Raw genomic sequence first — 24,963 nt, 5'->3', positions numbered from 1 at the left:
CTTCGTTTCCGTTATTTCAACTTTTTATAACGCCTTTTTTAAGAATAACGTTCCCATACAACGCTTCCTCACCTGTAACTATCACTGCATAACTTTGCTTAGAACGGTTATAGAAATCAAAACGTTCCTCCTGTTTAATCGTGGCTTCAGCATCATGTTTGGCGATGATAGTCTCGTATGTGGTCCAAATGACCGGCACAGTTGGATCTCCTGCAACCACTGCCATAAAAGCCACCTGTTGCTCTGCGTAATGATCCAGAGGTAACAACTCTAAGATGGCATCCAGCAGTTCGGGAATACCGATGCCATCATATCTCAGTACCCTCGGATTCAACGAATGTCCGGGATAATTCGCATCAGCCAATACAAGCTCATCCCCATGACCCATCTCCATCAGAATGCGTACCAGCTCCGGAGACAGCAGCTTAGGAATTCCTTTTAACATAAGGCACCTCTTTACTTCCCATAAAATGATCGCAACGCTACCAGCTCATCAATCCGATGCTGTGGCAATTCTCTCTCCCCGCCAATCATCCGGGTAATGAAGGTGAGCTTGGCGGTATACTCAAGCCGCTCCATATTCAGATATGCTTCCATAACATCTTCTCCCCAAGTAAGGGCTCCGTGATTCTCGAGCAGAACCGCAGTTTTTTTGCCCAGGAAAGGCATCAGTGAATCTGGAATTTCTTCCGTCGATGGTGTTCCATATTCCGCCAACGGAATATCTCCGATCATAATCACCGACTCTGGCATCATCATCTTGTCGAGCGCCTCACCTTTTATGGCAAATGCAGTAGCATACGGGGGATGTGCATGGACCACACCCTTCATCTCTGGCAGCTCATTATAAATTCTTAGATGCATTTTTGCTTCCGTTGAGGGTCTGTAGCCTTCAGCTGCTTCAAGGACTTCACCTTGCAGATTCACTTTTACAAGCATATGAGGCTCTAAATATCCCTTACTCACCGCTCTGGGGGTAGTCAGAATTACATTCTCTGATAAGCGAGCAGAAATATTCCCATCATTAGCCGCGATAAAATCTTTATTAAACAGGTTTCTCCCGATATCACAAATCTGCAAACGTAATTTTTGTTCCAAGGTATCCATAGGGTTTCTCTCCTCGTATCCTATTTTTCACAAACCTTCACCAAAGAAGGCTGATATGTCTTAAAGGCAAAAGATCTTTCCACTACCTGCTTGCCCCCGGAGATTTCCAGTTCCCCTAGGGCAGCCAGTTGAATAATTATATTGCCAATTGCACTGGCTTCCACAGGCCCCGCTACAACTTTTCTCCCCGTAATATTAGCAGTAAGCTGACAGAGCAGTTCATTCTGAATCCCACCACCGACCATATGAATGATATTGATTTTTTTGCCGGTGATCTCTTCCATTTCGTCAATCGTATGGCGATAGGACTCTGCTAAGCTCTCAAGTATGACGCGTATAATCTCAGCTTTCGTATAAGGGGCTTGCTGGCCTGTTCGTTCGCAATATTCTCTAATCCGTTGGGTCATCACACCGGGTGTACTGAACAGCTCGTCATTCGGATCAATAATTGCTGGAGCATGATTTATGGTTTCGGCTAGCTCAACCATTTGGCCTTGGCTGACGTATTTTCCCGCTTCGGCCCAATTCCTTTGCAGCTCCTGCAAAATCCATAGTCCCGTTATATTTTTGAGCAAACGATTAGATTGGCCGTAACACTGCTCATTTGTGAATCCGTATTCATAGCTTTTCTCTGTAATGACAGCTTTAGGCGTCTCCATGCCCACTAACGACCATGTACCACAGCTAATAAATGCTGCATCTTCCTTTAGAGAATAAGGAATAGAAGCTACTGCTGAAGCCGTATCATGAGAAGCACCCGCAATTACCTCCGTTGAACCTACGCTAAGCTCCTCTTGAATTACCGGAAGGATAGAACCAATAACCGTTCCCGCTTGAACCCGTTGTGGCACTATACCAACCGGGATATTAAGCCTGCTGAATACTTCAGTGGAGACTTCACCAGATACAGCGTCCATTAAGCCACTTGTACTCCAAATCGTGCTTTCTGCTGCCGCGATACCAGAGAATAAATAGTGGAACAGGTCTGGCATCATTAAAATAGTATCTGCAACCTCTAGCAGAGAATCGTTATCCTGAAAATCAGCAAACAGCTGATAAACCGTATTAATCAAGCTCGGTTGAATACCTGTAATGCTAAATTGCTCCCTTGGTGGAAGCAGCGCCTCCAACCCTAGACGATGGCTTCCCATTCTCCTATCCCTATAATGATGGGGGGAATAGAGCAACATCCCTCTTTTATCAATAAAACCGTAATCGACTCCCCACGTATCCACGCTTAGAGACCTCAATTTTCCATGCGCCCTATAAGCTCTCTGGATTCCTTTTTTCATTTCGTGGAAGAGCTTCAAAACATCCCAATACAAATGCCCGCCAACATACACCGGCGTATTAGCAAACCGATGAATTTCTTCTATGCGAAGGGTGTTACCGTCATACAATCCCAACATCACTCTTCCGGAACTGGCGCCAAGATCCATAGCCAGAAGCTTAATCGTATCACCCATTTCAAGCACACCTGCTCCACAAGAAGATTTTAATATAGCGGTCCGAAATTCTGACAGGCTCTGTAATCTGCTCCTTCCAGATTCTCCGTCCCAAATAACGACCACACCCGTGGTCTGAAAATACGTGATTCCTCAACGTTATGCATACTTACTGGAATGCGTAAAATCGACGCCAGCGTAATCAGATCCGCCCCGATATGGCCATAACTGATCGCCCCATGATTCGCGCCCCAATTATTCATGACATCATATACCGATTGGAATGAACCACTGTTAGTTAGCTTAGGAGCGAACCAGGTCGTCGGCCATGTCGGATCTGTTCTTTGATCCAAAGTATGATGAACCTCTTCAGGCAGCTCTACGGTGTAACCTTCAACAAGCTGAAGAACAGGTCCAAGCCCCTTCACCAGGTTCAAACGAGCCATAGTAACCGGCATTCCGCCTTGGGTTAAATAATCGGTAGAGAAGCCGCCTCCCCGGAAATATTCTTGAGAAGCTGGCCGGAATTGTGTATTGCTTAGACAAGCCTCAGCCTCTTCGTCTGTAATCTCCCAAAAAGGTTTGATTGCAGGCTTACCCTCTATCCTTTGCTCACCTGTACCATCAAGCGCTGCCGAACCAGAGTTGATCAGATGCAGTATTCCGTGAGCTGCTTCTCCTTCCAATTGATGACCCGTCACTCGCTTCACAGCATCGGGACTCCAGAAGGTTCGGACATCCGCAAAGATTTGTGCTGTATTCGTAAGCAAATAATTGAACAGCATCGTTACCCCATTCAAGCTGTCATTCTCTGTCGCTACGAGATAAGGTGCACGTTTGCCGTTCCAGTCAAAAGAAGAATTCAACATCGTCTCCATGAAATCGCCGTTAGGGAAATGGTCCGTCCATTGTCTCTGGCCTTGGAAACCGCCAACAATTGCATTGTGGCCGTTAGCTTCCTCTTCAAAACCAAGCTCAGCGAGAACCGGATTGCCGATCATCAGGTCGCGGGCGATCAATGTCATTTTCACACAGGTCTCCCACTGCTTCTCTTTCTCTTCTGCACTGATTTGCAGATGCGGCGGATTATTATCGGCGCCAACTTGGCAGTTTTCTTTAGTCCACGCTAGCGCACGCTTAAATTCCTCTTTATCATAAATCTCTTCTTCAAAGCGCCGGACATATTCAGACATATCTATATATTCATTGCGCATGCCCAGATACTCTTGGAAAAACTGTTCATTCACAATGGAACCCGCAATCCCCATCGAAACAGAACCCATAGATAAATATGATTTCCCCTTCATTTGAGCAACTGCTAAGCCTGCTCTAGCAAACTGCAGCAATTTAGACTGCACATCCGCTGGAATCTCTTCACTGCTAGACTCTTGAACATCTTCACCATAGATACCAAACGCAGGAATTCCCTTTTGAGCATACGCCGAGAGAACAGCAGCTAGATACACAGCACCCGGCCGTTCCGTTCCGTTAAATCCCCACACGGCATGCGGAATGGATGGATCCATATCCATTGTCTCTGAGCCATAACACCAGCAAGGCGTCACGGTGATCGACACCCCTACGTTAGCCCCGGAGAATTTCTGAGCCGCAGCAGCAGCTTCTTTAACTCCACCGATCGTAGAATCGGCGATGATGCACTCTACAGGACTCCCATTCGGATACCTTAAATTCGCTTCAATAAACTTAGCCACCCGCTGAGCCATGCCCATCGTTTGCTCTTCCAGTGATTCACGAACGCCTCTTCTTCTGCCATCAATGGTTGGGCGGATACCAATTTTCGGATAGTTTTCTATCAATGCCGTTCCTCCTCAAGATCATCTTAGAGTCATCGTTAATAGATCTATTTCTCCTTCATCATAAAATCTGCAAGCGCTTTAGTCAACACAAAACAACATATTACCTAAACAAAAGTGTGGTTTTATGTGATATAATTATTATATATTGTGGTTTTATGTGAATATGTAATTATTTTTAGATTTAAACAACAATGTAGTACACTAGAAAGCAGACGATTTATATATAAAGGTGAGTGAACGAATGAAAGCATTTGAACGACGGGATCTAATTATTAAAGAGCTTTACAGACAGAAGAAGGTCCATGTCGCAGAGCTAGCGCAAAAATTCAACGTCTCGGAAGAGACCATTCGGCGGGATCTAGATAAACTGGACAAAGAAGGTCTTGCCAAAAAAAATTATGGTGGAGCCATTCTCAACGCCCATACCAATGAAGATCCTTCCTACATCAGCAGACATCAGGTCAATATTGAAGCAAAGCGAATCATAGCCGATAATGTACTGCAATTAATCAATGATGGAGACAGCTTGGTGACAGATACGAGCTCAACGGTGTTTGAAGCCTTGCGTAGAATTATTGAGGAGAAAAACAATCTGACAATTATTACGAACTCTCTGGTGGTATTATCCGAATTTCAACACTCCGGTCAAAAGCTGATTTCCACAGGTGGAATTTTAGGTCCCGAGACCAGCTCCTTTGTTGGAAATACCGCTTCACAGACGATTCGAAAATATAATGTGGATGTAGCTATATTCAGCTGTAAAGCATTGTCCATGACAGGCGGGCTAAGTGATTCAAATGAAGAAGAAAGTGAACTGAAGGTGCTTATGCAGCAGCAGGCAAATAAAGTGGTTCTGCTCGTAGATCACTCCAAATTTGACCGGACTGCGTTCATTAAGTTGTTCAGCTTTGATAGAGTGGATTATATCGTTACAGATCAGAAGCCTTCTGAGGAATGGATCGATTTCTTAAATAATTACCATGTATCTCTTATCTATGCGCCCGCTGAGTGATCAGCAGGTGCATAGATAAAGAGAGATAATAACTTTATAACTTAGTTGTTTAAAAGACCACTTTCCAAGACGACCTTCAGCCATTCCCCAGCAATCAGATCATGCCCGGCAGTCGTCGGATGAACGCCATCCCACAGCCAGTAGGCTGCTTCTGCTCTCTCCACAGCTGCATTGAAAGCATCCTGTAAAGGTACATAGACCGTATCAAATTGCTCAGACAGCTGCTTAACCACTCCCTGATAATGTGTTATCTTCGCTTCCCATTCTGCCCACTGTTCAGCTGGAGCTCCGGTATTTAAAATAAAAGGCTCACATAAAACCAGCTTCGTATGTGGCAGAACTTCACGTGTTTCTTCAAGTACGTGACGGTAAGCGCGTTCAAAACGGTCCGTAACTCCACTTGGTTCCCCTTTCATCATTCTCCAAATATCGTTAACCCCAATCAATATACTAATGATGTCAGGCTGCAAGCTAATTGCATCTTCATTCCAGCGTGCATATAAATCGGAGATTCGATCTCCACTCACTCCGCGGTTATAGAATACCAGATTCTCTTCTGCCCGCTCATTCCCTAGCTTGCCACCGATGATATACGCATAGCTATGTCCAAGAATATGATTCGGGTCTTCATCACGACCCCGATTCCCATCCGTAATGGAGTCACCCTGAAATAAGATCACTTTTGATTTTTTAGTAGCTGGATTAGTCATTGAATCTTTCATCTCCTTGATTACTAGTATATTAATCATTCAACTTGAATGTCTCCTATAATACAAGTAAAGTTATCATATAGAATACAAGGAGGAAAGAGAAAAATGAAATATAGAAGACTAGGCAATTCAGGGCTCAAAATCAGTGAGATCGGACTAGGCAGTTGGCTTACATATGGAACAGCAGCAGAGCAAAAGGCAGCCGATGCTTGTATCAGCAAAGCTTTTGAATGCGGTATCAATTTCTTTGATACGGCTAATGCATATAACCGTGGTGAAGGCGAAAAAGCGATGGGTGCTGCTCTACGCTCCTATGAAAGATCATCTTATGTGCTAAGTACAAAGGTCTTTTTCCCCATGGGAGACGATGTTAATAACCGTGGTTTGTCCCGCAAGCATATTATGGAGCAATGTGAAGCCAGCCTCCGCCGCTTAGGCACCGATTATATTGATGTATATTTTTGTCATCGCTTTGATACAGAGACCCCTGTAGAGGAGACTCTACGCGCGCTGGATGATCTGACGGCTCAAGGTAAGATTCTCTACTCCGCTGTTAGCGAATGGAGCGCAGCCCAAATCTCCAATGCTGCTGGTATCAGCCGCAGACTGAATCTGCGTCCACTGATCTCGAATCAACCTATCTATAATATGTTCGAACGTTATATTGAAGACGAGGTCCTTGAAGTATCCCAGCGTGAGGGGCTGGGCCAAGTGGTCTTCTCTCCACTAGCGCAAGGAATTCTGACTGGCAAATATAAACCGGGGCAACAACCTCCAGCAGGAACCCGTGCAGCGGATAATTCAGTTAATGGTGTGATCTCCAGCTACCTCCGTGATGATGTGTTGTCTGTGGTTGGACAGCTGGATGAACTCGCTCACAGTTTAGACCTGAAGCTTTCGCAATTGGCATTGGCATGGATTCTACGCCAGCCTGGTGTAAGTTCAGCATTAATTGGTGCCAGTAAACCAGAGCAAGTTGCAGAAAATGCCAAAGCTGTAGATACGGTACTCTCCGCAGATACTTTACAGCAAATCGAGGAGATTCTTAAGCCGGTAGCTGATTTTGCTCCTGCAAGATAACCTATTGCACACTTGCCATATAGTACACAAAAGAGGATGTGCCAAAAGCCATCACCATGGCTTAGGCACATCCTCTTTTTCTTTAAGAAATCAATTTAGACTCTTCGGCTTGTTCAGAAGCCTTATGGATAAAAGGCTCCAGTGGTTTCTTGAGGAGTAATGCCAGCAAGAGTGCCAGCACACCGAAGATAATCAAATAAATCACATCACGAATCGCCACTTCCGGCAGAATTCCCCCAACCGCCTCCCGCATCAGACTAATTGCATAGGTAAACGGCATATACGGATTTAATATTTGAAAAAAACGCCCAGTCGTACTAATCGGAAATGTACCGCCGGAGCTAGAGAATTGAAGCACCATGAACACGATTGCTATTCCTTTTCCCAGGTTGCCAAATACAGCGACAAGCGTAAATACAATGGTTACGAACACGATGCTGATTAACACTCCAAAAAGTACAAACCACACCTTATTCACCACATAACAGTGCAAAATAAAAATGTTGCCAAGGACAGCCACCAGCCCCTGAAGAATCCCCACCGTAAGGAAGGTCAGCAGGCGGCCAAAATACAATTGATATCTTTTGTACGTTAGCCCCCCCGTATCCACACCTGTGCGGAGAAGAGAGACAAGCAGTGTGCCTCCGACCCATAAGGAAAGTACGACATAAAAAGGAGTCATTGCTGAGCCGTAATTCGGAATGGGATATAACTTATTCTCTTTTAACACTACCGGATTGGCCAAAAAATCACTTTTGCTCTTAATATCTCCTCCGAGCAGTTGCGCAATTTCCCCCAGATCAATCTCTTCTTTAATTTGGCGGATCGTGGAGGCGGCTTTTCGAATCGAGTCTTCCAGTACTGGAAGATCATTTCTCACCAAATCTGCGGCAAGCGCCACTCCTTTGTCTGCACGGGGGAGTCCTGTACGAATCAGCTCCGAGACCTGATGAACCCGCTCTTCTACAGTAGGCAGATCCTGACGCACGAAATTCGCAGCTTGCTGTATCTTTTCCCCAGCAGTAGGTAAGCTGCTCTCCAATAGCGGAAGTGTATCTCGGATGAAAGCACCAAAGCCCTGGGTCTGATCGGCAACCCCACTGGCTGCTGTGTGGACCGCTTCGCGTATAGCTGGCAAATCCTGCTGCAGACTAGCTAAGCTTGTCTGCCCGAACTCAATCGCCGACATTGTCTCTTCCAGCAGGGTACCCAGCGCGGGTAAACGATCTGGCACCTGCTGCAATGCGGTGGCTGTGACATCTGCCGCCGAAGTTATTTGCTCCAGTTTATTTTTTATGGCAGGGATAGTCGACGAATCATATCCTGAGATAAGCTTCGCAATCGCCAGCTTCCCAAGACCAGACTTTAGGAACAATTGGTTAATTGCACTGGAATCAGCGTTATCCTTATTCTGAAGGTCAGCCGTCATAGCATTTACCAAGGACTTCTGACTGTTCAAAACACTGTCTACACCTTTCAATGCCGCAAGCTCAGCAATAGACACTGTTTCAGGTGAAAATGTGTTCAATGCATTTAACATAGAAAGTGTGTGTTCAATCACGCTGCTTCCTGCAGCCAACTGTGCTGAGAGTAACTCCAACTGCTCACGTACAGCTTGTGGCTCGTTATCCTCTCCCTTTAACTGTTCAGCAAGCTTGACCACTGAGCTCTCCGTTTGCTGTAGGAGATTAAGATTCTGTTTGACAGCTGCTGGAACAGCTTCAAATGCAGCACTGCTCTTCTCCAAAAATTGTTGAAGCTCCAGAACAAAATCATTTCCGGCTGTAGCAATCTTTTCTGCCTCAGGCAGTGCTGTTAAGGCAGCATTAACGATTTTATGCGCTTCCGTAAGACCTTGCGAGGCCTGAGCCATGATCTGTTCAACTTCACCATAATGGTTATCAAGTTGAATGATTAGCTGTGCCGCTTCTTCAATCTTGGGCAGCTTGTCCTGTAGCCCCCCTAAATGATCTAAGGTACTCGCGATTTGCGGCCAATGCTCAGCAATTTTCTCTAAAGCCTCACCCGCTTTTTCCACCTCTGGCAGCTTATTCTCCAATGTGGAAATACGCTCTGCTGAGGCATGAATCTGCGGCCAATTTTCCTGAATTTTTAATACACGTTTACCTGCGGTTTCAATTTCTGGCAGGCTCGCCTCTAATTTAAACAATCCTTTTTCTACCTTGCGTATAATGGGCAATTCAGATTGAAATTCCTTATCAATTTGACTTAAAACAGTAAATACCGTCTCACTAATCGTTTCCGTGAAATTCTCACTGATCTGTGTGGTGATTGAAGTGGCGCCTTTATCTGTGATTTTAGGAGCAATCGCATTTATTTTCTCATTGACGGTATATTCGATCTCTGGTTTCACAATCGTTCCTTCAAGAATTCCAGTCATTCGTTTGGAGAAATTAGCAGGGATAACAATACTGGCATAGTAATCTCCGCGTTTGACACCATTATGTGCACTCTCTGCATCTACAAAGGTCCAGCCCAAGTTTTTATTGCTCCGAAGACTTTCCATGACCTCATTGCCGATATTAAAATCCTTCTCCTGCACCTTAGTACCTTCATCTAAGCTGGTAACAGCAATTTTAATGCCAGAAGTATTGCTATAAGGATCCCATACTGACGCAACGTTCACCCAATCATACACGGAGGGCAATACCACCAAAGCGGCAACCAGCAATACGGCCACAGGAACTCTGAATAAATTACGCCAATCGTTCCTATAAATCCGTAGTATTCCGCCCATTCGCTGCTCCCCCTAATCTGCATGTTTTGATATTTTAATATGCCCGAGGAGACAAGCTTTTACTATTCATTTTAGGGAACTCATGACTTCTCATTGCTTTTTAAAAAAACTTTTAAAAAAATGCAACAAAAACTGCTCTTCTCACGTAAAGAGTAATATAAACCCGTTTAAGAAAAAACAGAGCGGGTAATAAGTTCTATACAACGTCTTACATATCTCAAGGGGGAGATTAATAATGTTTAAGAAAAAGTCAGCGTATGTGTTACCGGTTGTTGTTCTGTTGTTTCTTTCCCTCATTACTTCTGCAAGTACCATTGGAACACGGGTAGATGCGCAAGATAGTGACAAGACCCAGCATCAAACAGTTTACTTTCATACTATTGAATCCGACCATGGCAAGCTCTCCGGTACGACCGATGAAATAAACTGGTATCAGGGTGCTGATGCCGATCGAATCTTTGCTGAAAGAGATCCAGAAGCTGCAGCAGAAATAGGCGGAGCTCCAGACAGTTATTATATTGTAAATGATGTTGATACTCTGACAACTTATCCGATTGCGGATAACGCCACAGTGACGATGCAAATTTTTGATCACACTGGCAATATGGATGACTTGGATATCAACTGGAATGAGTCCATCACCTTACAGCAATTTATGGATCAATTTAATAAAACGGATGTCATCGACTTGAGCCAGTTCCCGTATCACATCACCGTTCAGGACGGCGTAATTACTTCTATCGTTCAACAATATATACCTTAAGGTGCAACATAAGAAAGAGGGTTACTCAGCAGCCATGTAAATGTGAACTGCACCCCGTCAAGTAGACAGCACAAAAAATAAAAGTAGTTTAAGCGGCCTTAGTCCTAAATTCAATGGGACTGAGGCCGTTTAGTTTTGCCTGTAACCGTTCGTTATTGTAAAAATGAATGTAGGTATCAATATCTGTTTGGAGTTCTTCAAAGGTCTGGTAGGTATGTAAGTAGTACTTCTCACATTTCAATGTTCCCCAGAAGGATTCCATCGGCGAATTGTCAATGCAGCAGCCTACTCGGGACATGCTTTGCTTCAGTTCTGCATCGTCCAGCATCTTTTTAAAATGCAGAGAGGTATACTGAAAACCACGGTCGCTATGGAGTAAGGTTCGGCTCTCCGGTGCTGCCTTCAAAGCTAATTCCAGTGTGTTAAAAACTAGCGAATTATTATTGGAATGACCCAGAACGTAAGCAACAATCGACTTGTCATACAGATCTTTTATTGCACTTAAATACGCCTTCTTGCCGTTTCCGTATTTGAATTCCGTTACATCCGTTACCCATTTTTGGTTTGGAGCTTCAGCCTCAAAATTACGGTTCAGCACATTCTCTGCAACCTGCTGAGGCGTGGAGCCTACATACTTCTTTCTCTTTCTGCGGATGACTGATTGGATGCCTTGGCATCTCATCAGCCGGTACACTCGCTTTGCGTTAATAGATTTATCCATTTGTCTGCGCAAATGCAGGGTCAATTGGCGATACCCAAAGGTTCGTTCCACCTTCTCATACAAGAGGAGCATAGCCTCTGTCAGTTTCTCGTTGTCAGCCTCTCGAGAACTGGGTTTGCGATTCAACCATTTGTAATAACTTGACCGTGAAATCCCTGCGATGTCACACAAAAGCCGAATGGAGCAAGACTGTTCCTGCTGTACGGCCTGAATGGCCAGGTAGATGTTCACCTGGCGAATGGTTCTTAACGCCTCCTCCTTTCGAGTTCCTCTAACTTTTTTAGAAAAGCATTCTCCGCACGCAGGCGTGCATTCTCGTATTCCAGCTTTTGCATCGCGAGTTTGTGGCGATCTGCTTCCGTAAGTTCTTCAGGCGCTTTAGTGCGTCCTCTACCGTCTCGTAACGCCTCTTCACCACCAGCTTCGTACTTCTTTACCCAGCTATATACTTGTTGGTAAGACACGTGAAAATGGCTTGCCGTCTTCGCATAGTCTTCTCTGTTCGAAAGGCAGTACAGCACGATATTTATCCGTTCCTGCCAAGTGGTTACGCGTCCTTTGGTCATAGCTTTAGTTCCTCCTGAATGAGCTGTTAAGCTGTTGCTATGACCATTATACTTCCTAATCCAGTTGGCAAGTTGGGTTGAACTTGCAATCTTATACTTGCAGATGATTTGGTTTTGCGACAATCCTCCCTCGAGATAGTCCTTAACGGCATGGAGTTTAAGTTCTGCAGAATATGTACGATTGTAGCTTCGGACTTCCAGCCCTTCGTATCCATACAATTGATAACGTTGCCGCCACTTCACTAATGAGTTTTTGGATATTCCATACTTCCGGGCCGCAGTTTTCAAACCAATGTCGCCCCGTTCAATTTCTTGGAGAATCGTTAACTTTTCCAGTGCTGTAAACTTCTTTTGTTCCATAAAAATGCTCCCCATACAGCGACAGGTTTTTATTATTTCACCTGTCTACTATATGGGGAGCATATCAATGGCTTATAAGTAACCCTCTTTTTTTATTTCCTTAACGAATTATTGTTTAGCTGCATCCTTAACGGGAACCCCAAAATTCGGCGTACCATCTTCATTCCAATGGAAGACTTGAGCACGAGTATGACGGTTCGGATCGTACAGCGGATCGCCGGTAATTTCTTTATAATTGCGGCAGTGGTAGATGAGTACATCTTCCCCATTTTCATTTACAGTAAAGCTGTTATGACCCGGTCCATATTGTCCATTCTCTTCATTGGTCTGGAATACCGGTTCCGGCAGTTTGGTCCATGAAGTGGCATCCAGCAGGTCGCTGTCCTCATCTGCAACCAAAAGTCCCATGCAGTAATTGAAGTCCGTAGCGCTAGCCGAGAAGCTGATAAAGATACGGCCGTTACGTTTAAGCACTGCAGCTCCTTCGTTTACCTTGTACCCAATAATCTCCCAGTCATATTCAGGAGTAGCAATCATGGTCTGAGGACCGGTTAGCGTCCATGGATTACTCATTTCCGAAATATACAGGTTAGAATTCCCCTCAATATTCAGATCCTTCTGTGCCCATACATAATACAATTTTCCTTTGTGTTGAAAGGTGGTTGCATCCAATGCAAAGGATTCCCAAGCGGTTTTTACCTGGCCTTTTTCTACCCATGTTCCTTCTAAAGGATTGGCAGATTCATTCTCAAGAGCAAACATACGGTGATCGAATAATCCATCCTTCGTCTCCGTAGTACGCGCCGCCGCGAAATAAATGTACCATTTCCCGTCAATATAATGGAGCTCTGGTGCCCAAATGTTTGCACTAAGCGGACCCGTCTCATATTTACGCCAAGCTACAACCGGTTCTGCAGCAGCCAATCCCTCGATTGTTGTTGCTCTCCGTACTTCGATCCGGTCGTATTCTGGGACAGAAGCAATAAAGTAGTAATAACCATCTGTATGTTTATATACCCATGGATCAGCACGTTGCTCCACCAATGGATTTTTATATTCTACACTCGTATTCATAATCTCTCTCCTCTATTTAAACTTTAACAATACAGAACCATGCTGTGGAAGAGTTTGAGAAATACCTTCGTTAACCACTTCCAAATCGCGGCTTTGCCATAGATCACGTATAGTACTAGGAATTGAAACCTTAAGCTGCTCGAACGACACCTGAAGCGTTAAAGCTTCATCGCTAAGATTAAACAAAGCTACATAGTGGTTACCTTGTTCATCCTCAGATGTCCAGATCGCATGCGCCTCATTTAGCGCTACCTGACTGCCGCCTTTACCATAACGATGCAGATGAAGCACTTCCTTATTGGTCAATAAAGATAATGTCCAATCATCATTGTCCCGAAGTTCTCCTCCAAACATTAACGGGGAGCGGAAAATACTCCATAGTGTCATCATGGTGACCTGCTCGTCATGAGTAAACCGCGTGAACCGGTCTCCCCCGCCATCTACAGAACGAATGCCCAGATGACCTAACGGCAGCATGTCACAATCCGGCCAATGGCCCGGCTGCACATAAGGAGCCCATTTCTCACAGCGCTCAAACATCCCGCGCAGCAAATGCCAATGATCCCAGTAATCATCGGTCATTCTCCAAAGGTTAGCGTGTCCGGCTAAGTGTTCAGCCTCTTCCACTGGAGCAGGTCCAGGCGAAAGACTGAGTACCATCTCGCGACCGCTGCGGTCAATAGCCTTACGGATCATAGCAACTTCTTCTTTGTGATATCCATAAATGCGAGAAGCGGCAATATCATCCACTTTCACATAATCCACACCCCAACTGGCATACAACTGGAACAGCGAGTCATAATACGCCTGACTGCCTTCTTTTGAAGCATCTACTCCATACATGTCCGTATTCCATGGACAAATAGAATTTGGATGAGCCACATCGCGTGCGGTTTGCTCAGATCCTAGAATGGCACTGGCCGCATGAGCAGCCTGACGCGGGATTCCGCGCATAATGTGTATGCCGAATTTCAAACCCAATCCATGTACATATTCAGCGAGTGGCGCAAACCCTTTGCCTCCCGCTGCGGAAGGAAACCGGTTCTCAGCAGGTTGAAGTCTGGAGTACTCATCCATAACCAGCGGTACAAAGTTGCGGTACTGCGAAGAATTTGCTCCAGGCTCATACCACTGAATATCCACAACTACATATTCCCAACCAAAGTCCTTCAAATGGGTAGCCATATATTCTGCGTTGCCTCTTACTTCTTCTTCATTTACACTGGCTCCGTAACAATCCCAACTATTCCAGCCCATCGGGGGCGTAGCAGCTAACAAATTTTGTGTGATGATTTTCACGTCCTTTTCAAAAACTTAGTATTCACTCCCAGCGAGGTGCCAAGGGATAGGGGCAAGTAGAGTCCTGCAATCTTGTTCTTACCTCTACGAGACAGCCGCAATAACGGCAAGTGCTACCAAATTGCAGGCCAGAGCAATCTCGGCAATGTTCAATACGCTGCAAATATTGCTCCTCCGGCGCTAAAGGTCTTTCTCTAGTGGCTATTTCTATTAAACGCTCCAGTTTTTCTGGGCTTATTCTCATGTTCTCATCACAGCTTTTGCAGCGACGGTTTTTTTCTTGGTTCTCTGACATGATGTTATTCCAGAGTCAAGACTACCACGGAAGCAGGTGGAAGCTCGCAGCTCAGCTTTTCACCTAATAAAGACGCACCCTCAAAAGCTACTGGAGTAACTGTATCCGGTGCCTCAAACGTATTGTGCGCTCCCAGCACGGAATGCGTTAAAATCTGACCTGTCACTTTGCTAAAGCTAACCTCTTCAATACCAATACTTAGCGATGCGCTGTCCTTATGGCTCAGGTTACAGAGTGAAACATATACTTTGCCATTCGTATCACGAGATGCAGAAACGCTAATCTGTGGAATTGTAAGCTCCCCAAACGTATAATCAGGGCTCTCAATAGTAACTTCAAGCAGTTCATTATCCTGATGCTCTTTGTACATTTCAAATACATGATAGGTAGGCGTTAGAATCATCTTGTCGCCCTCCGTCAGGATAAGGGCTTGCAGTACATTGACCACTTGAGCCAAATTCGCCATTTGCACACGACTGCTATGCTTTTGGAAAATATTCAGCGTTACCCCTGCTACCAATGCATCTCTGAGTGTATTCTGCTGATACAGGAACCCTGGATTCGTACCAGGTTCACTTAAGAACCAAGTTCCCCACTCATCTATAATCATTCCAACCCGCTTATCCGGGTCATATTTATCCATAACCGCTGAATGTTTAGTAATCAATTCATCCATATGCAAGGTTTTTTGCATAGTCTCAAACCATTCGGCTTCATCAAAACCTAAAGCGTAACGTTTCTCTTCCCAGCTTCCAGGAATCGTATATGAATGAAGACTGAGACCATCCATAAACCGTCCAGCTTCGCGCATTAACACTTCCGTCCAATTATAATCATCAACGTTGGCGCCACCAGCGATTCTATAGATCTGATTTTCACCATAATTGCGCACATATGTCTGGTAACGTCTGTACAAATCTGCATAATATTCTGGACGCATATTGCCGCCGCAGCCCCAGTTCTCATTACCTACACCAAAATACTTCAACTTCCACGGCTCTTCACGCCCATTTTCACGACGCCAGTCCGCCATCGGTGATTCGCCTTCAAAGGTCATATATTCAACCCACTCCGACATCTCCTGAACAGTGCCACTGCCAACATTCCCGCAGATATACGGTTCACAATCCAGCAACTCACATAATTCAAAAAACTCATGCGTCCCAAAATGATTATTCTCGACGACACCGCCCCAGTGCGTATTCACCATCCGCTTACGGGTTTCTTTTGGACCGACGCCATCCTTCCAATGATACTCATCGGCAAAACAGCCCCCCGGCCAACGAAGGACAGGAATATTAACTTTTTTGAGTGCTGCTAGGATGTCATTGCGGAAGCCCTTGGTGTTCGGAATCGGTGAATCTTCCCCCACATAGATCCCGTCATAGATACATCTGCCCAAATGCTCGGCAAAATGACCATATAGATATTTGCTGATTTTATTAATTCCTTTACCTGCATGTAGCTTGATCGTAGTCATCTATTCTCTTCTCCATTCTTTTGCTTACCCCAGATGGAAATTCCATTTTCATTTAATCCAGTAAATACAAGGGTCTGAGTTTCTTTCTCCCAATCCCATGACGGAAGCAATTGCACCTTCTCTATCCGGCCTCTACCCTCGACAACATCATTCCAGACCAAGGTCAGGACTCTGCATCCATCAAAAGACCAGCTTCCCTTTCCATTCGCACCTTCCAGCTTAAAGTCAGAGGATAGACTTATGACGGCAGACTGAATCTGGCCATCCGCTGAGGGGTCCATTACAATCCATTCCCACTGTCCTGCGATTAGCTGTTCTGGAATATCCTGTTCCACTTCACCCGCATACCGTTCTGGAGATACAACAGGCCAACCATCCTCTGTCCACAGAATTCGACGAATCTGTAAATAGGACCAATGTTTATCGATTTCACCACGTGCATGATGAACTATATAATAGCTGCCATCCTCATGAAGAACTGAGTTATGGCCGGGAGCAATCCAACCTGGATCTTGTCCAAAGCGATAGCCACCCAGTATTTTATTGCCGACCTCATATCGGGGTTGATGCGCACTATCAGTCATATCTCGTCCGTTATAATCCACATATGGGCCGGTAATAGTATCTGCACGAGCGACACGAACGTTATAATCCTCAAACAGAGAGTCATAGGAGACGAACAAATAGTATTTTTTGAATTGCTCGTTATACACTACGTACGGTCCTTCAACTGCTCCATCTTTAATGGTGTTATCCCGTTTAGCGATCAGCGTACCAAAACCTTCTTGCTTCGGTTTGCCCGTTTCCGCATTCAGCTCAATGATATGAATTCCACCAAAAAAAGAACCATACACCATCCACATTCGCCCATCTGCATCCGTAAGCACATTGGCATCAATCGCATTCAGTGAATCTTCAGCACGCGTCTGAATCACTACACCTTCATCGGTCCAAGGTCCCTCAATAGAAGCTGAAGTTTGAAGTCCGATTAGTGATTGTCTACTTCCGAAAGATGAGGCCGAGTAATACATTCGATACTGTTCACCGTATTTCACCACATCGGGTGCCCATAAATTAGTAGCCCCTGCCCATTCCTTCGCAACTTGGGGAATTCCCGGCAGCGCATAATGAACCCATTCCCAATGGATAAGATCCTGTGATTTCCGAACCATTACGCCTGGACGTAATTCTCCTCCGACTCTTATGTCGGTAGAAAAAACATAGTAACCCTCATCTGTTTTAATAATGCCTGGATCATGTGTGTTGTGAATCGTCCATAAAGACTCGATATCAATCACTGATAGATCATACATTGGCATGTTCCCCGGGGAACTTGGAAAGACAAGATCTGATGTTTTTTTTACCATTAAATTATCACCTCAGAAATAGCAACAGATTGAACAGCAATAAATATTAAATTTAAAATGAAAAAATATGTATTCGCTTACAATATAAAATAACATATATAAAAAGCCTTGTAAATATATTTCTATAAACCTTTTTATATTTATATGAAATTAAACTCGAAATAAATGAATTAGGGCGAAATAACAGCCTTTTTCTTTAGATTAATTCTTTATATGTTTAAATTTTACTAAATCAAATAAAAATCATGCCAAAAATCCCTCTTATATTCGTACATTCTACAAAATAAGGAAGTATACTTTATTTATATGCCTTATTAGTTTATAATTTTATAAAATAGTATAATTTATGACGTAATCGGAAGAAGGTATTGATAAAATGATCTATATTAAAGATTTAATGAGTGGATTAGAAATTTTTAAGGCACTAAGCTCAGAAATCAGAATTCTCATTTTAGAGCTCCTTGCCACCAATCAAGCCTTGAACCTGAATGAAATTGCCAAGAAACTGAACCTCAGCAACGGCGCCATCACCATGCATATTAAAAAGTTAGAAGAAAGCGGTCTCATTGAGATAAACACATCAGTGGGTAAGCACGGTATTCAAAAGGTCTGCTATTTAAATAAGGACAAGCTTATTGTTGACCTTCGCAGCAAGGATGTTGATAATCTTTACGAAGTAGAAATTCAAGTAGGTCATTACAGCAACTATCAGGCTGTTCCAACTTGTGGACTGGCTACCAAAGACAGCATCATCGGGGATTTCGACGAGCCGCGTTATTTTGCAGATCCGCAGCGAATTGAATCCGAAATTATTTGGATGGCTGAAGGGTTCCTCGAATATAGAATTCCGAACTACCTTAAAGCCAACCAAACGTTCCGCGAAATTCAGTTCTCGATGGAGATCGGCTCTGAAGCTCCTGGGTCTAACGATAACTATCCGTCCGACCTTTATTTCTATTTAAATGGAATTGAAATCGGATTCTGGACTAGCCCTGGCGATTTCGGAGATACCCGGGGAACATTTAACCCCGATTGGTGGCCTCCGCACCTAAACCAATACGGTATGCTGAAGCTGATCCGTATCAATAATGAAGGCAGCTTTATTGATGGCTGTCGGATTTCTGACGTGACCCTTGATGATATCCAATTGGATTACAAGAGTGAACTCACTTTCCGTATCGCAGTAACCGACAAACCTACAAACAAACGTGGACTCACGATTTACGGAAAACATTTCGGCAATTATAGCCAGGACCTACTGGCACGTGTGTTGTATGATGTACATGAAGTTGGAGAGGGCCTCCCTCGTAACGCTGTTATAATAGCAGAGTAACAACCCTGCTTAAATAAAAAGACCCTAGATTCAGCTAACGCTGATTTAGGGTCTTTTTGTGCTTCGTATATTTTTTCGATATTGAACCATAATAACTTTGTCTCCCAAACCACCGAGAAGGAGTGTTTCGAATGCGTGAAGGTCTAATTCCCGCTGTTCTTGGAACCGTCGTAACCGCTTCTAGCGCCGCTTTTCTTGGAAGCAAGTATAAGATGGCAGCAACAGGCGTACTTGGATTTGGTCTGGCTCATGTCGTATTGGGTGCCATTGATCTGTTTGAGCATCGGTAAGGATTGGAAGATGCCGGGTGGTATGAACACTGCCCGGTTTATTTTGTATTTCTTATGTTGGCGCAATTACAAGCTGCTCCAACGGATGACGTCATAAAAAAACAGCGCTTCTCCTGATATGAGAGAAGCGCTGTTTATGTTTGGGGCGCTGGCTGGTTGCTCCAACCTTGTCTCCATCATCTCACGTGGCTTACGTGTCTTACGAGGCTTACGTGACTTACGCGGCTTACGTGACTTACGCGGCTTACGTGACTTACGTGGCTTACGCGGCTTACGTGACTTACGCGGCTTAGCGGCTTACGCGGCTTACTGGCTTACGCGGCTTACGTGGCTTACGGACCCAGATGACGTTATTTGCATATTTTTAGCTCTTGGAGCATGTTTTCGGACTCCAGTGACGCTATCCATTGGAAAATGACCAATATTGGACGTTTTTCAAGCCAATAGCTGCAATGGAGTCCGATAGCACCCAAAATATTGGAAAATGCTGCGTATAAGGTCTGCTGGGTCCGATCGCTACTACTAATACGTATATCTGATGGTAGTTGTGCATGCATGAGTGTTGGGTAGTGAAAACCTACATGTTTACGACAGCGGTAATGCATGAGCATTCGAGAGCGAGAACCTACGCTTCCGTAAAAGATAATGCATGAGCATTCGATAGCGGCAACCCACACGCTTCCGCAATGGGCAATATATGAGCATTCGATAGCGGGAACCTACACGCTTCCGCAAAGCGGTAATGCATGAGAATTCGATTGCGGGAACCTACACGCTTCCGCAAAGCGGCAATGCATGAGCATTCAATAGCGGCAACCTACTTGTTTCCGGCAGCGTCAACCTAGGTGCTTCCAACAGCAGCATTCCACTCGCTTCCCCCAGCAATAAGCTAAAGTCAAAAAAAGGGGCTGTCCCAGCAGCTATTTTCATAGCTTATGGGACAGCCCCTCTTAACATTTTGAATAATTATTTTATAGCTACATAAAATAATCGTTCAGCATCATCTTCTGCCTCTACCCACTCGAAATCGGCGTAGATCTTCACATCACTAAACCCAGCCTTAAGCAGCTCTTCCTTCATCCAGTTAGGATCGTAGGCGCGCTGAATATGGGTCTCTTCGAATCGGCGATAGCGATCGCTATGTCCGTCTTCACGGGCAAAAATGGACAGATGATGTTCAATTTCGCGGCGTGGAACATCCATCTCACAAGTCCAAATATAAGAAACAGATGGCTCGTCCAGAATAAAGGGCTGTTCTTCTTCATAACGAATTAGTGTGTTTGGATGATGCACATCGAACAGGAAGGTTCCGCCTTGCTTTAACCCTGCATAGGTACTGGCAAAAACAGCGCTGATGTCATCCTCTTCCAACACATAATTCAGACAATCACAAAAGGAAATCACAGAATCCACCAGCTCCGGAAGCTCCCATTCCTTCATGTTTTGTCTAATCCAACGAACACTGCCTTCGCGCAAAAAGCGCCGTCCCTGGGGATGCTCCTCCATTTTGCGCTGTGCCACTGAGAGCATGTCAGAAGATAAATCGATTCCAGTCATATGATATCCTGAACCCGCCAAAGGAATTGTAATACTTCCTGTTCCGCAGCCAAGCTCGGCTACAGTTAACGGTTTGCCGTATTTACTCCATGCGGCTTCAGCAAAGGATATCCAATCTGGATACGGCATATCTGCCATAAGCTCATCGTATACATAAGCAAATTTCCCATAGGAAGACACAATTACACCGCTTTCTATAACAACATTTTATAAATTCCGTCTATTGAATCGTAAGCTTAATCCGTCGTTTCTTCTTGCCCTTCGGTTGTTCCTTCTTCATTATCCTTAGCAACAAGATACGTCCAGTTCTCTTTTTGAGTAATATGGCCTTCCTTCATCAGCTTCCCAAGTGCACGCTTGAAGGCGGATTTACTGATTCCGAACCGTTGTTTGATAATATCTGGCGGCGTAGCATCCGAATAAGGCATCGCTCCACCTGGACGAGCATTTAAGAACTCCAAAAGTGCGGCGGAATCTACATCCATCCCCACTTCTTTACGAAGACCCATAGAAAGGTTAACACGTCCATCCTCACGGATATGAGAGACACGTGCTTCAAACTGCTCACCAAGACGCAGCAGACGGCTCCGCTCCGATGAATGGACCATACCGATAATCCCAAAGCCTAGCACACCCGCATCCACAAGTACAAAAGTACCCATTTGCAGCGGCTTATACACTCGGGCTGTTACAGTCTGTCCCATCCAAGATTCAGGTGCAGGCAGAGCTAGAGGAGCAAGCTCCTGTTCTCCGGCCAGCTTGGCACGTAGACGCCCCTGTTTATCATGCTCCATGATCGCAAACACATAGTCCCCCACCTGCGGACGCAGCTCTGGAAGCTCTGGAAGCTCACGGATAGGCAGCAACAGCTGACGTCCAAGGCCCATCTCCAAAAAGCAGCCCAGACGCGGATGAATATCAGCCACTTCCAATAACGCCATCTCGCCCAGCGTCAGAAATGGTTTTTTCATCGTTGCCGCAAGACGGTCCTCGGTATCAAAGAAAATGAAAACTTCAACTTTATCGCCGGCTTTTACCTTCTCTGTCAGCTCCGTATAATGCAGCATAACATCCTGGTCTCCAGCATTCAGAAAAAATCCGTATGGGGAAACTTCCCGCTCTACATGAAGTGTAACCGTAGTTCCTGCAATCAGGCTCATACAGTCTCCACAACCTTGGCATCGGACCACAGACGCTCGATATTGTAATATTCACGCTCATCGCGGTGGAATATATGAACGATAACATCGCCAAGATCCATCAGCACCCAGCGTGCTGAATCCATGCCTTCAATCCCTTTGATCACTCCGCCTGCTTCATGAACCACTTTACGGACTTCGGTAGCGATCGCCTGTACCTGAATATCCGAGTTACCGTGACATACGATAAAGTAATCACTGATTGGTGAAACATTACGTAGATCTAGTGCCACGACGTTCATTGCTTTTTTATCTTCAACAGCCTTAAGGGCCAGTTCTAACAGCTTGCTTGGTTGTACACTCATATTTTATCCTCCAATATTCTAACTAAATCATTACGCGCCAGTACCGTTAAGGGGAAAATCACCCGGCGTTTCTCCAGTAACAAACTAATCGTAGAATCGAACCCAGCGACTAATCCTTCTTCCAAACTTACTTGTGCCTTCTCGCGTATCTTATCAACCCCGGGAAAATCACGCCCAGGCTCGATGTAGTCAGCTAGGCAGACGATCTTTTCAAGTAAACTCATGTCTTCACGGCCTGAGGTATGGAAACGAATCGCATTGATAATATCAGGATCCGTAATCCCATAGTCTTTCTCAGCTACAAAGGCGCCTACTTCCGAATGCCACATCTGCTTGTCATACACCAGAAGATCCAAATTTAATTGATTTTGTTCAATGATCTCCTTCATACGCTCAACCGGCCAATACTTAGCCACATCATGCAGAATTGCTGCTGTCTCTGCACGCTCAGGGTCAGCACCATATTGCTTCGCCAGTTGAATAGATGTCTCCATCACGCCGAGTGTATGCTTCCAGCGCTTATCAGGCATCTGTGCGGAGACCGCTTCAATCAGTGCTTCGCGGCTGTATGCCATACAATCCACTCCTTTGAACATAATCGAACACTGCCTCTGGAACCATATAACGAATAGATTTACCTGCTGCCGCCCGTTCTCTTAACATCGTTGACGAAATATCAACCAGTGGCATATCTGCAAGCAATACCTTTTTTGCTATAAAGTCTGGCAATGCATCTAGATCAAGAGGTGTCCCCGGACGACCCACACCAATAAATGTAAGCCGCTGCACCAGTTCTTCAATCTCGTTCCATTTCGGCAAATACTGAACCATATCCGCTCCAATGATGAAATAAAGATCGAAATGCGGATACTCCTCTTGCAGACGTCTTATGGTCTCATAGGTATAGGAGACGCCACCTCTGACAACTTCCCAATCTAATGTGCAAAAAGCTTCGTGATTCTTCACCGCTTCCTGCACCATGGCTAGTCGGTCTTCTCCAGATACACCCGCCTCATGTTTATGAGGCGGGATATGTGAAGGCATAAACCATACCTCTTGCAGACCATAAGTATCTCTTGCGGCTTCCGCTGCCATCATATGACCGATATGAAGAGGATCAAAGGTACCTCCCATAATTCCAACTTTCAAGAGGACAACCTCCTCGGTAAGGTATACTTACAGCTATTAACGCGGCAGCTCAATGGTTTTGTTATCACGTGATTCTTTGTATAGAACGACAGTTTTACCGATCACTTGCACAAGCTCAGAACCCGATTGTTCAGCCAGAGCAGCACCGATTTCCTTGGGATTCTCAATATTATTGCTCAGTATACTAATCTTCATAAGCTCGCGCTTCTCAATAGCTTCTTCAATATGGCGTACGAGGTGATCGTTTACTCCACCTTTGCCCACTTGAAAAATAGGATCGAGATGATGCGCCAATGAACGAAGATACCGTGTTTGTTTACCAGTTAACATAAATGAATAACTCCTTAATTAACATATATTATTACCTATTATTACCCTAACTTGATGAATCCATTTCTTACTCATTTCCACCCAAACAATCGAGAATAGTCTGCCGCATGATTTCCGTAGGTGCAGGCTTCCCTGTCCAATACTCCAGAGCATAAGCTCCCTGATAGACAAACATACCAAGGCCTCCATGAATCGTACAGCCCCGTTCGAGTCCTTCCAACAATAGCCGCGTGCGCAGCGGATTATAAATCAGATCGCTTACGACCATTCCTTCACGAAGCAGTCCAGGATCTATCGGTGTCTCATCCATATGAGGATACATACCTACGGAGGTAGTATTGATCAGCACGTCTACACCACTTAGCATTTCTGCTACTTCGTTCATGCTAATCCCGATGACATTCCCTTTGCTCCGGCACTTTGACGCCAAGTCCTCTGCCTTATCAACACTGCGATTAGCAATAATGATTGAAGAAGGCTTCTCCTGAAGTAGTGCGGCAACAATTCCTCTTGCTGCTCCACCGGCCCCGATAACCATAATCTTCACACCAGACAAATCAGAAATAGCTTCCGCTTTGAGCGAACGCACATAACCGATCCCATCCGTATTATATCCGGTGAGCACTCCGTTATCATTAACAATCGTATTGACTGCACCAACGGTAACTGCACTCTCATCTAATACATCCAAATATTGCATCACCGCAACCTTATGCGGAATCGTCACATTCACTCCACGGAAACCAAGCGTACGGATCGCTTGCACCGCATCGCCCAGCTTCTCCGGGAGGATGTGAAGCGGTACATAAGCACCCGGAATTCCCAGCGCTTGCAGCGCTGCTTCATGCATAATTGGAGATTTGGATTGTATAATAGGATCTCCCATTACACCGAGTAGAATATTACCGCTATTGTAGCCTTCGACTGCAGTTGTAGACAATAGATT

At 44.9% G+C, this 24,963-nt stretch carries 25 protein-coding genes; 5 read left to right on the top strand and 20 right to left on the bottom strand.

Translation table 11 applies throughout. From position 1 onward, the window contains the following. Positions 1 to 16: 16 nt before the first annotated feature. Genes fucU through NSQ91_RS07765 form a run of 4 tightly spaced genes read right to left on the bottom strand, consistent with a single transcriptional unit; the run spans position 17 to position 4,369 of the window. Complete coding sequence (fucU, locus tag NSQ91_RS07780) at positions 17 to 445, bottom strand: L-fucose mutarotase (RefSeq protein WP_076185289.1); 429 nt, start codon at positions 443 to 445, stop codon at positions 17 to 19. A gap of 11 nt (positions 446 to 456) precedes the next feature. Next, the gene (locus NSQ91_RS07775; protein ID WP_038569477.1) at positions 457 to 1,107 is read right to left on the bottom strand and encodes a class II aldolase/adducin family protein; all 651 of its coding nucleotides are present in this window, start codon (positions 1,105 to 1,107) and stop codon (positions 457 to 459) included. Positions 1,108 to 1,127: 20 nt separating this feature from the next. Then, the gene (locus NSQ91_RS07770) at positions 1,128 to 2,573 is read right to left on the bottom strand and encodes a rhamnulokinase (RefSeq protein ID WP_076303803.1); all 1,446 of its coding nucleotides are present in this window, start codon (positions 2,571 to 2,573) and stop codon (positions 1,128 to 1,130) included. Between the two features lie 29 nt (positions 2,574 to 2,602). Then, entirely contained in the window at positions 2,603 to 4,369 is a 1,767-nt protein-coding gene (locus NSQ91_RS07765) for an L-fucose isomerase (RefSeq protein WP_076301925.1), read from the bottom strand. A gap of 241 nt (positions 4,370 to 4,610) precedes the next feature. On the opposite strand from NSQ91_RS07765, the gene NSQ91_RS07760 reads away from it, so the two are divergent. Continuing rightward, a complete protein-coding gene (locus NSQ91_RS07760) occupies positions 4,611 to 5,381 on the top strand; it encodes a DeoR/GlpR family DNA-binding transcription regulator (RefSeq protein ID WP_076185292.1) in 771 nt (256 codons plus the stop codon). Between the two features lie 41 nt (positions 5,382 to 5,422). Here the strand turns inward: NSQ91_RS07760 and NSQ91_RS07755 are convergent, their stop codons facing one another. After that, the gene (locus NSQ91_RS07755) at positions 5,423 to 6,130 is read right to left on the bottom strand and encodes an SGNH/GDSL hydrolase family protein (RefSeq protein ID WP_076220130.1); all 708 of its coding nucleotides are present in this window, start codon (positions 6,128 to 6,130) and stop codon (positions 5,423 to 5,425) included. A gap of 66 nt (positions 6,131 to 6,196) precedes the next feature. Here NSQ91_RS07755 and NSQ91_RS07750 point away from each other — a divergent pair, with 66 nt between their 5' ends. After that, positions 6,197 to 7,171, top strand: a complete 975-nt coding sequence (locus NSQ91_RS07750) for an aldo/keto reductase family protein (protein ID WP_076280513.1) — start codon at positions 6,197 to 6,199, stop codon at positions 7,169 to 7,171. Between the two features lie 82 nt (positions 7,172 to 7,253). Here the strand turns inward: NSQ91_RS07750 and NSQ91_RS07745 are convergent, their stop codons facing one another. Next, the gene (locus tag NSQ91_RS07745; RefSeq protein ID WP_076303802.1) at positions 7,254 to 9,929 is read right to left on the bottom strand and encodes a YhgE/Pip domain-containing protein; all 2,676 of its coding nucleotides are present in this window, start codon (positions 9,927 to 9,929) and stop codon (positions 7,254 to 7,256) included. Between the two features lie 235 nt (positions 9,930 to 10,164). On the opposite strand from NSQ91_RS07745, the gene NSQ91_RS07740 reads away from it, so the two are divergent. Next, positions 10,165 to 10,692, top strand: a complete 528-nt coding sequence (locus NSQ91_RS07740; RefSeq protein WP_076142484.1) for a hypothetical protein — start codon at positions 10,165 to 10,167, stop codon at positions 10,690 to 10,692. Positions 10,693 to 10,780: 88 nt separating this feature from the next. Here the strand turns inward: NSQ91_RS07740 and NSQ91_RS07735 are convergent. The 6 genes from NSQ91_RS07735 to NSQ91_RS07710 form a co-directional block, all read right to left on the bottom strand. Further along, a protein-coding gene (locus NSQ91_RS07735) for an IS3 family transposase (RefSeq protein ID WP_340917237.1) occupies positions 10,781 to 12,339 on the bottom strand; the annotation gives its coding sequence in 2 pieces (ribosomal slippage) (positions 10,781 to 11,706 and positions 11,706 to 12,339; 1,560 coding nt in all). Between the two features lie 108 nt (positions 12,340 to 12,447). After that, the gene (locus NSQ91_RS07730) at positions 12,448 to 13,413 is read right to left on the bottom strand and encodes a glycoside hydrolase family 43 protein (protein ID WP_076125166.1); all 966 of its coding nucleotides are present in this window, start codon (positions 13,411 to 13,413) and stop codon (positions 12,448 to 12,450) included. Between the two features lie 12 nt (positions 13,414 to 13,425). Beyond that, positions 13,426 to 14,703, bottom strand: a complete 1,278-nt coding sequence (locus NSQ91_RS07725; protein ID WP_143763971.1) for a glycoside hydrolase family 27 protein — start codon at positions 14,701 to 14,703, stop codon at positions 13,426 to 13,428. A gap of 31 nt (positions 14,704 to 14,734) precedes the next feature. After that, positions 14,735 to 15,007: a DUF6171 family protein gene (locus NSQ91_RS07720; RefSeq protein WP_076125168.1), complete on the bottom strand. Its 273-nt coding sequence runs from the start codon at positions 15,005 to 15,007 to the stop codon at positions 14,735 to 14,737. A 4-nt stretch (positions 15,008 to 15,011) separates the two neighbouring features. After that, complete coding sequence (locus tag NSQ91_RS07715; protein WP_076125169.1) at positions 15,012 to 16,487, bottom strand: alpha-N-arabinofuranosidase; 1,476 nt, start codon at positions 16,485 to 16,487, stop codon at positions 15,012 to 15,014. Further along, positions 16,484 to 17,806, bottom strand: coding sequence for an arabinan endo-1,5-alpha-L-arabinosidase (locus NSQ91_RS07710; RefSeq protein WP_370510820.1), 1,323 nt, complete (start codon positions 17,804 to 17,806; stop codon positions 16,484 to 16,486). Before NSQ91_RS07710 ends, NSQ91_RS07715 begins: the two co-directional genes overlap by 4 nt. A gap of 424 nt (positions 17,807 to 18,230) precedes the next feature. Between NSQ91_RS07710 and NSQ91_RS07705 the strand changes: the two genes are divergently transcribed. After that, positions 18,231 to 19,187, top strand: coding sequence for an ArsR/SmtB family transcription factor (locus tag NSQ91_RS07705; protein ID WP_036675692.1), 957 nt, complete (start codon positions 18,231 to 18,233; stop codon positions 19,185 to 19,187). A gap of 131 nt (positions 19,188 to 19,318) precedes the next feature. Next, entirely contained in the window at positions 19,319 to 19,477 is a 159-nt protein-coding gene (locus NSQ91_RS07700) for a hypothetical protein (protein WP_036675694.1), read from the top strand. 768 nt (positions 19,478 to 20,245) lie between these two features. Here the strand turns inward: NSQ91_RS07700 and NSQ91_RS07695 are convergent. From NSQ91_RS07695 to aroE, 8 genes are all read right to left on the bottom strand, one after another. Next, positions 20,246 to 20,407, bottom strand: a complete 162-nt coding sequence (locus tag NSQ91_RS07695; protein WP_175623606.1) for a hypothetical protein — start codon at positions 20,405 to 20,407, stop codon at positions 20,246 to 20,248. A gap of 36 nt (positions 20,408 to 20,443) precedes the next feature. Then, complete coding sequence (locus NSQ91_RS07690; protein ID WP_038569469.1) at positions 20,444 to 21,214, bottom strand: class I SAM-dependent DNA methyltransferase; 771 nt, start codon at positions 21,212 to 21,214, stop codon at positions 20,444 to 20,446. Positions 21,215 to 21,270: 56 nt separating this feature from the next. Next, positions 21,271 to 22,194 (bottom strand): CvfB family protein, encoded by a 924-nt coding sequence (locus NSQ91_RS07685; RefSeq protein WP_036675697.1) that lies wholly within the window; start codon positions 22,192 to 22,194, stop codon positions 21,271 to 21,273. Continuing rightward, positions 22,191 to 22,538 (bottom strand): ribosome silencing factor, encoded by a 348-nt coding sequence (rsfS, locus tag NSQ91_RS07680; protein WP_036675699.1) that lies wholly within the window; start codon positions 22,536 to 22,538, stop codon positions 22,191 to 22,193. Before rsfS ends, NSQ91_RS07685 begins: the two co-directional genes overlap by 4 nt. After that, positions 22,535 to 23,113, bottom strand: coding sequence for a bis(5'-nucleosyl)-tetraphosphatase (symmetrical) YqeK (yqeK, locus tag NSQ91_RS07675; protein ID WP_076125176.1), 579 nt, complete (start codon positions 23,111 to 23,113; stop codon positions 22,535 to 22,537). The genes rsfS and yqeK overlap by 4 nt, the downstream gene beginning before the upstream one ends. After that, on the bottom strand, positions 23,085 to 23,687 hold the full coding sequence (locus NSQ91_RS07670; RefSeq protein WP_076125178.1) for a nicotinate-nucleotide adenylyltransferase: 603 nt from the start codon (positions 23,685 to 23,687) through the stop codon (positions 23,085 to 23,087). Before NSQ91_RS07670 ends, yqeK begins: the two co-directional genes overlap by 29 nt. 36 nt (positions 23,688 to 23,723) lie before the next feature. Next, complete coding sequence (gene yhbY, locus NSQ91_RS07665; RefSeq protein ID WP_036675703.1) at positions 23,724 to 24,017, bottom strand: ribosome assembly RNA-binding protein YhbY; 294 nt, start codon at positions 24,015 to 24,017, stop codon at positions 23,724 to 23,726. A gap of 67 nt (positions 24,018 to 24,084) precedes the next feature. Continuing rightward, complete coding sequence (aroE, locus tag NSQ91_RS07660) at positions 24,085 to 24,903, bottom strand: shikimate dehydrogenase (protein ID WP_081391927.1); 819 nt, start codon at positions 24,901 to 24,903, stop codon at positions 24,085 to 24,087. Positions 24,904 to 24,963: the final 60 nt, after the last annotated feature.

Source organism: Paenibacillus sp. FSL R7-0048, assembly GCF_038004505.1.
In the GTDB taxonomy this organism is placed as follows: domain Bacteria; phylum Bacillota; class Bacilli; order Paenibacillales; family Paenibacillaceae; genus Paenibacillus_AQ; species Paenibacillus_AQ odorifer.
The sequence above is the reverse complement of the archived record's forward strand: the minus strand, read 5'-3'. Positions and strand labels throughout refer to the sequence as shown.

Coding starts and splice junctions, on each gene's coding strand:
- yqeK (WP_076125176.1), bottom strand. CDS start 23,113: ATGGCATACAGCCGCGAAGCACTGATTGAAGCGGTCTCCGCACAGATG.
- NSQ91_RS07730 (WP_076125166.1), bottom strand. CDS start 13,413: ATGAATACGAGTGTAGAATATAAAAATCCATTGGTGGAGCAACGTGCT.
- aroE (WP_081391927.1), bottom strand. CDS start 24,903: ATGGGAGATCCTATTATACAATCCAAATCTCCAATTATGCATGAAGCA.
- NSQ91_RS07745 (WP_076303802.1), bottom strand. CDS start 9,929: ATGGGCGGAATACTACGGATTTATAGGAACGATTGGCGTAATTTATTC.
- NSQ91_RS07715 (WP_076125169.1), bottom strand. CDS start 16,487: ATGACTACGATCAAGCTACATGCAGGTAAAGGAATTAATAAAATCAGC.
- NSQ91_RS07740 (WP_076142484.1), top strand. CDS start 10,165: ATGTTTAAGAAAAAGTCAGCGTATGTGTTACCGGTTGTTGTTCTGTTG.
- NSQ91_RS07760 (WP_076185292.1), top strand. CDS start 4,611: ATGAAAGCATTTGAACGACGGGATCTAATTATTAAAGAGCTTTACAGA.
- NSQ91_RS07770 (WP_076303803.1), bottom strand. CDS start 2,573: ATGGGTGATACGATTAAGCTTCTGGCTATGGATCTTGGCGCCAGTTCC.
- NSQ91_RS07710 (WP_370510820.1), bottom strand. CDS start 17,806: ATGCCAATGTATGATCTATCAGTGATTGATATCGAGTCTTTATGGACG.
- NSQ91_RS07720 (WP_076125168.1), bottom strand. CDS start 15,007: ATGTCAGAGAACCAAGAAAAAAACCGTCGCTGCAAAAGCTGTGATGAG.
- rsfS (WP_036675699.1), bottom strand. CDS start 22,538: ATGAGTGTACAACCAAGCAAGCTGTTAGAACTGGCCCTTAAGGCTGTT.
- NSQ91_RS07750 (WP_076280513.1), top strand. CDS start 6,197: ATGAAATATAGAAGACTAGGCAATTCAGGGCTCAAAATCAGTGAGATC.
- NSQ91_RS07685 (WP_036675697.1), bottom strand. CDS start 22,194: ATGAGCCTGATTGCAGGAACTACGGTTACACTTCATGTAGAGCGGGAA.
- NSQ91_RS07700 (WP_036675694.1), top strand. CDS start 19,319: ATGCGTGAAGGTCTAATTCCCGCTGTTCTTGGAACCGTCGTAACCGCT.
- NSQ91_RS07695 (WP_175623606.1), bottom strand. CDS start 20,407: ATGAAAATAGCTGCTGGGACAGCCCCTTTTTTTGACTTTAGCTTATTG.
- NSQ91_RS07705 (WP_036675692.1), top strand. CDS start 18,231: ATGATCTATATTAAAGATTTAATGAGTGGATTAGAAATTTTTAAGGCA.
- fucU (WP_076185289.1), bottom strand. CDS start 445: ATGTTAAAAGGAATTCCTAAGCTGCTGTCTCCGGAGCTGGTACGCATT.
- NSQ91_RS07775 (WP_038569477.1), bottom strand. CDS start 1,107: ATGGATACCTTGGAACAAAAATTACGTTTGCAGATTTGTGATATCGGG.
- NSQ91_RS07755 (WP_076220130.1), bottom strand. CDS start 6,130: ATGATTAATATACTAGTAATCAAGGAGATGAAAGATTCAATGACTAAT.
- yhbY (WP_036675703.1), bottom strand. CDS start 24,017: ATGTTAACTGGTAAACAAACACGGTATCTTCGTTCATTGGCGCATCAT.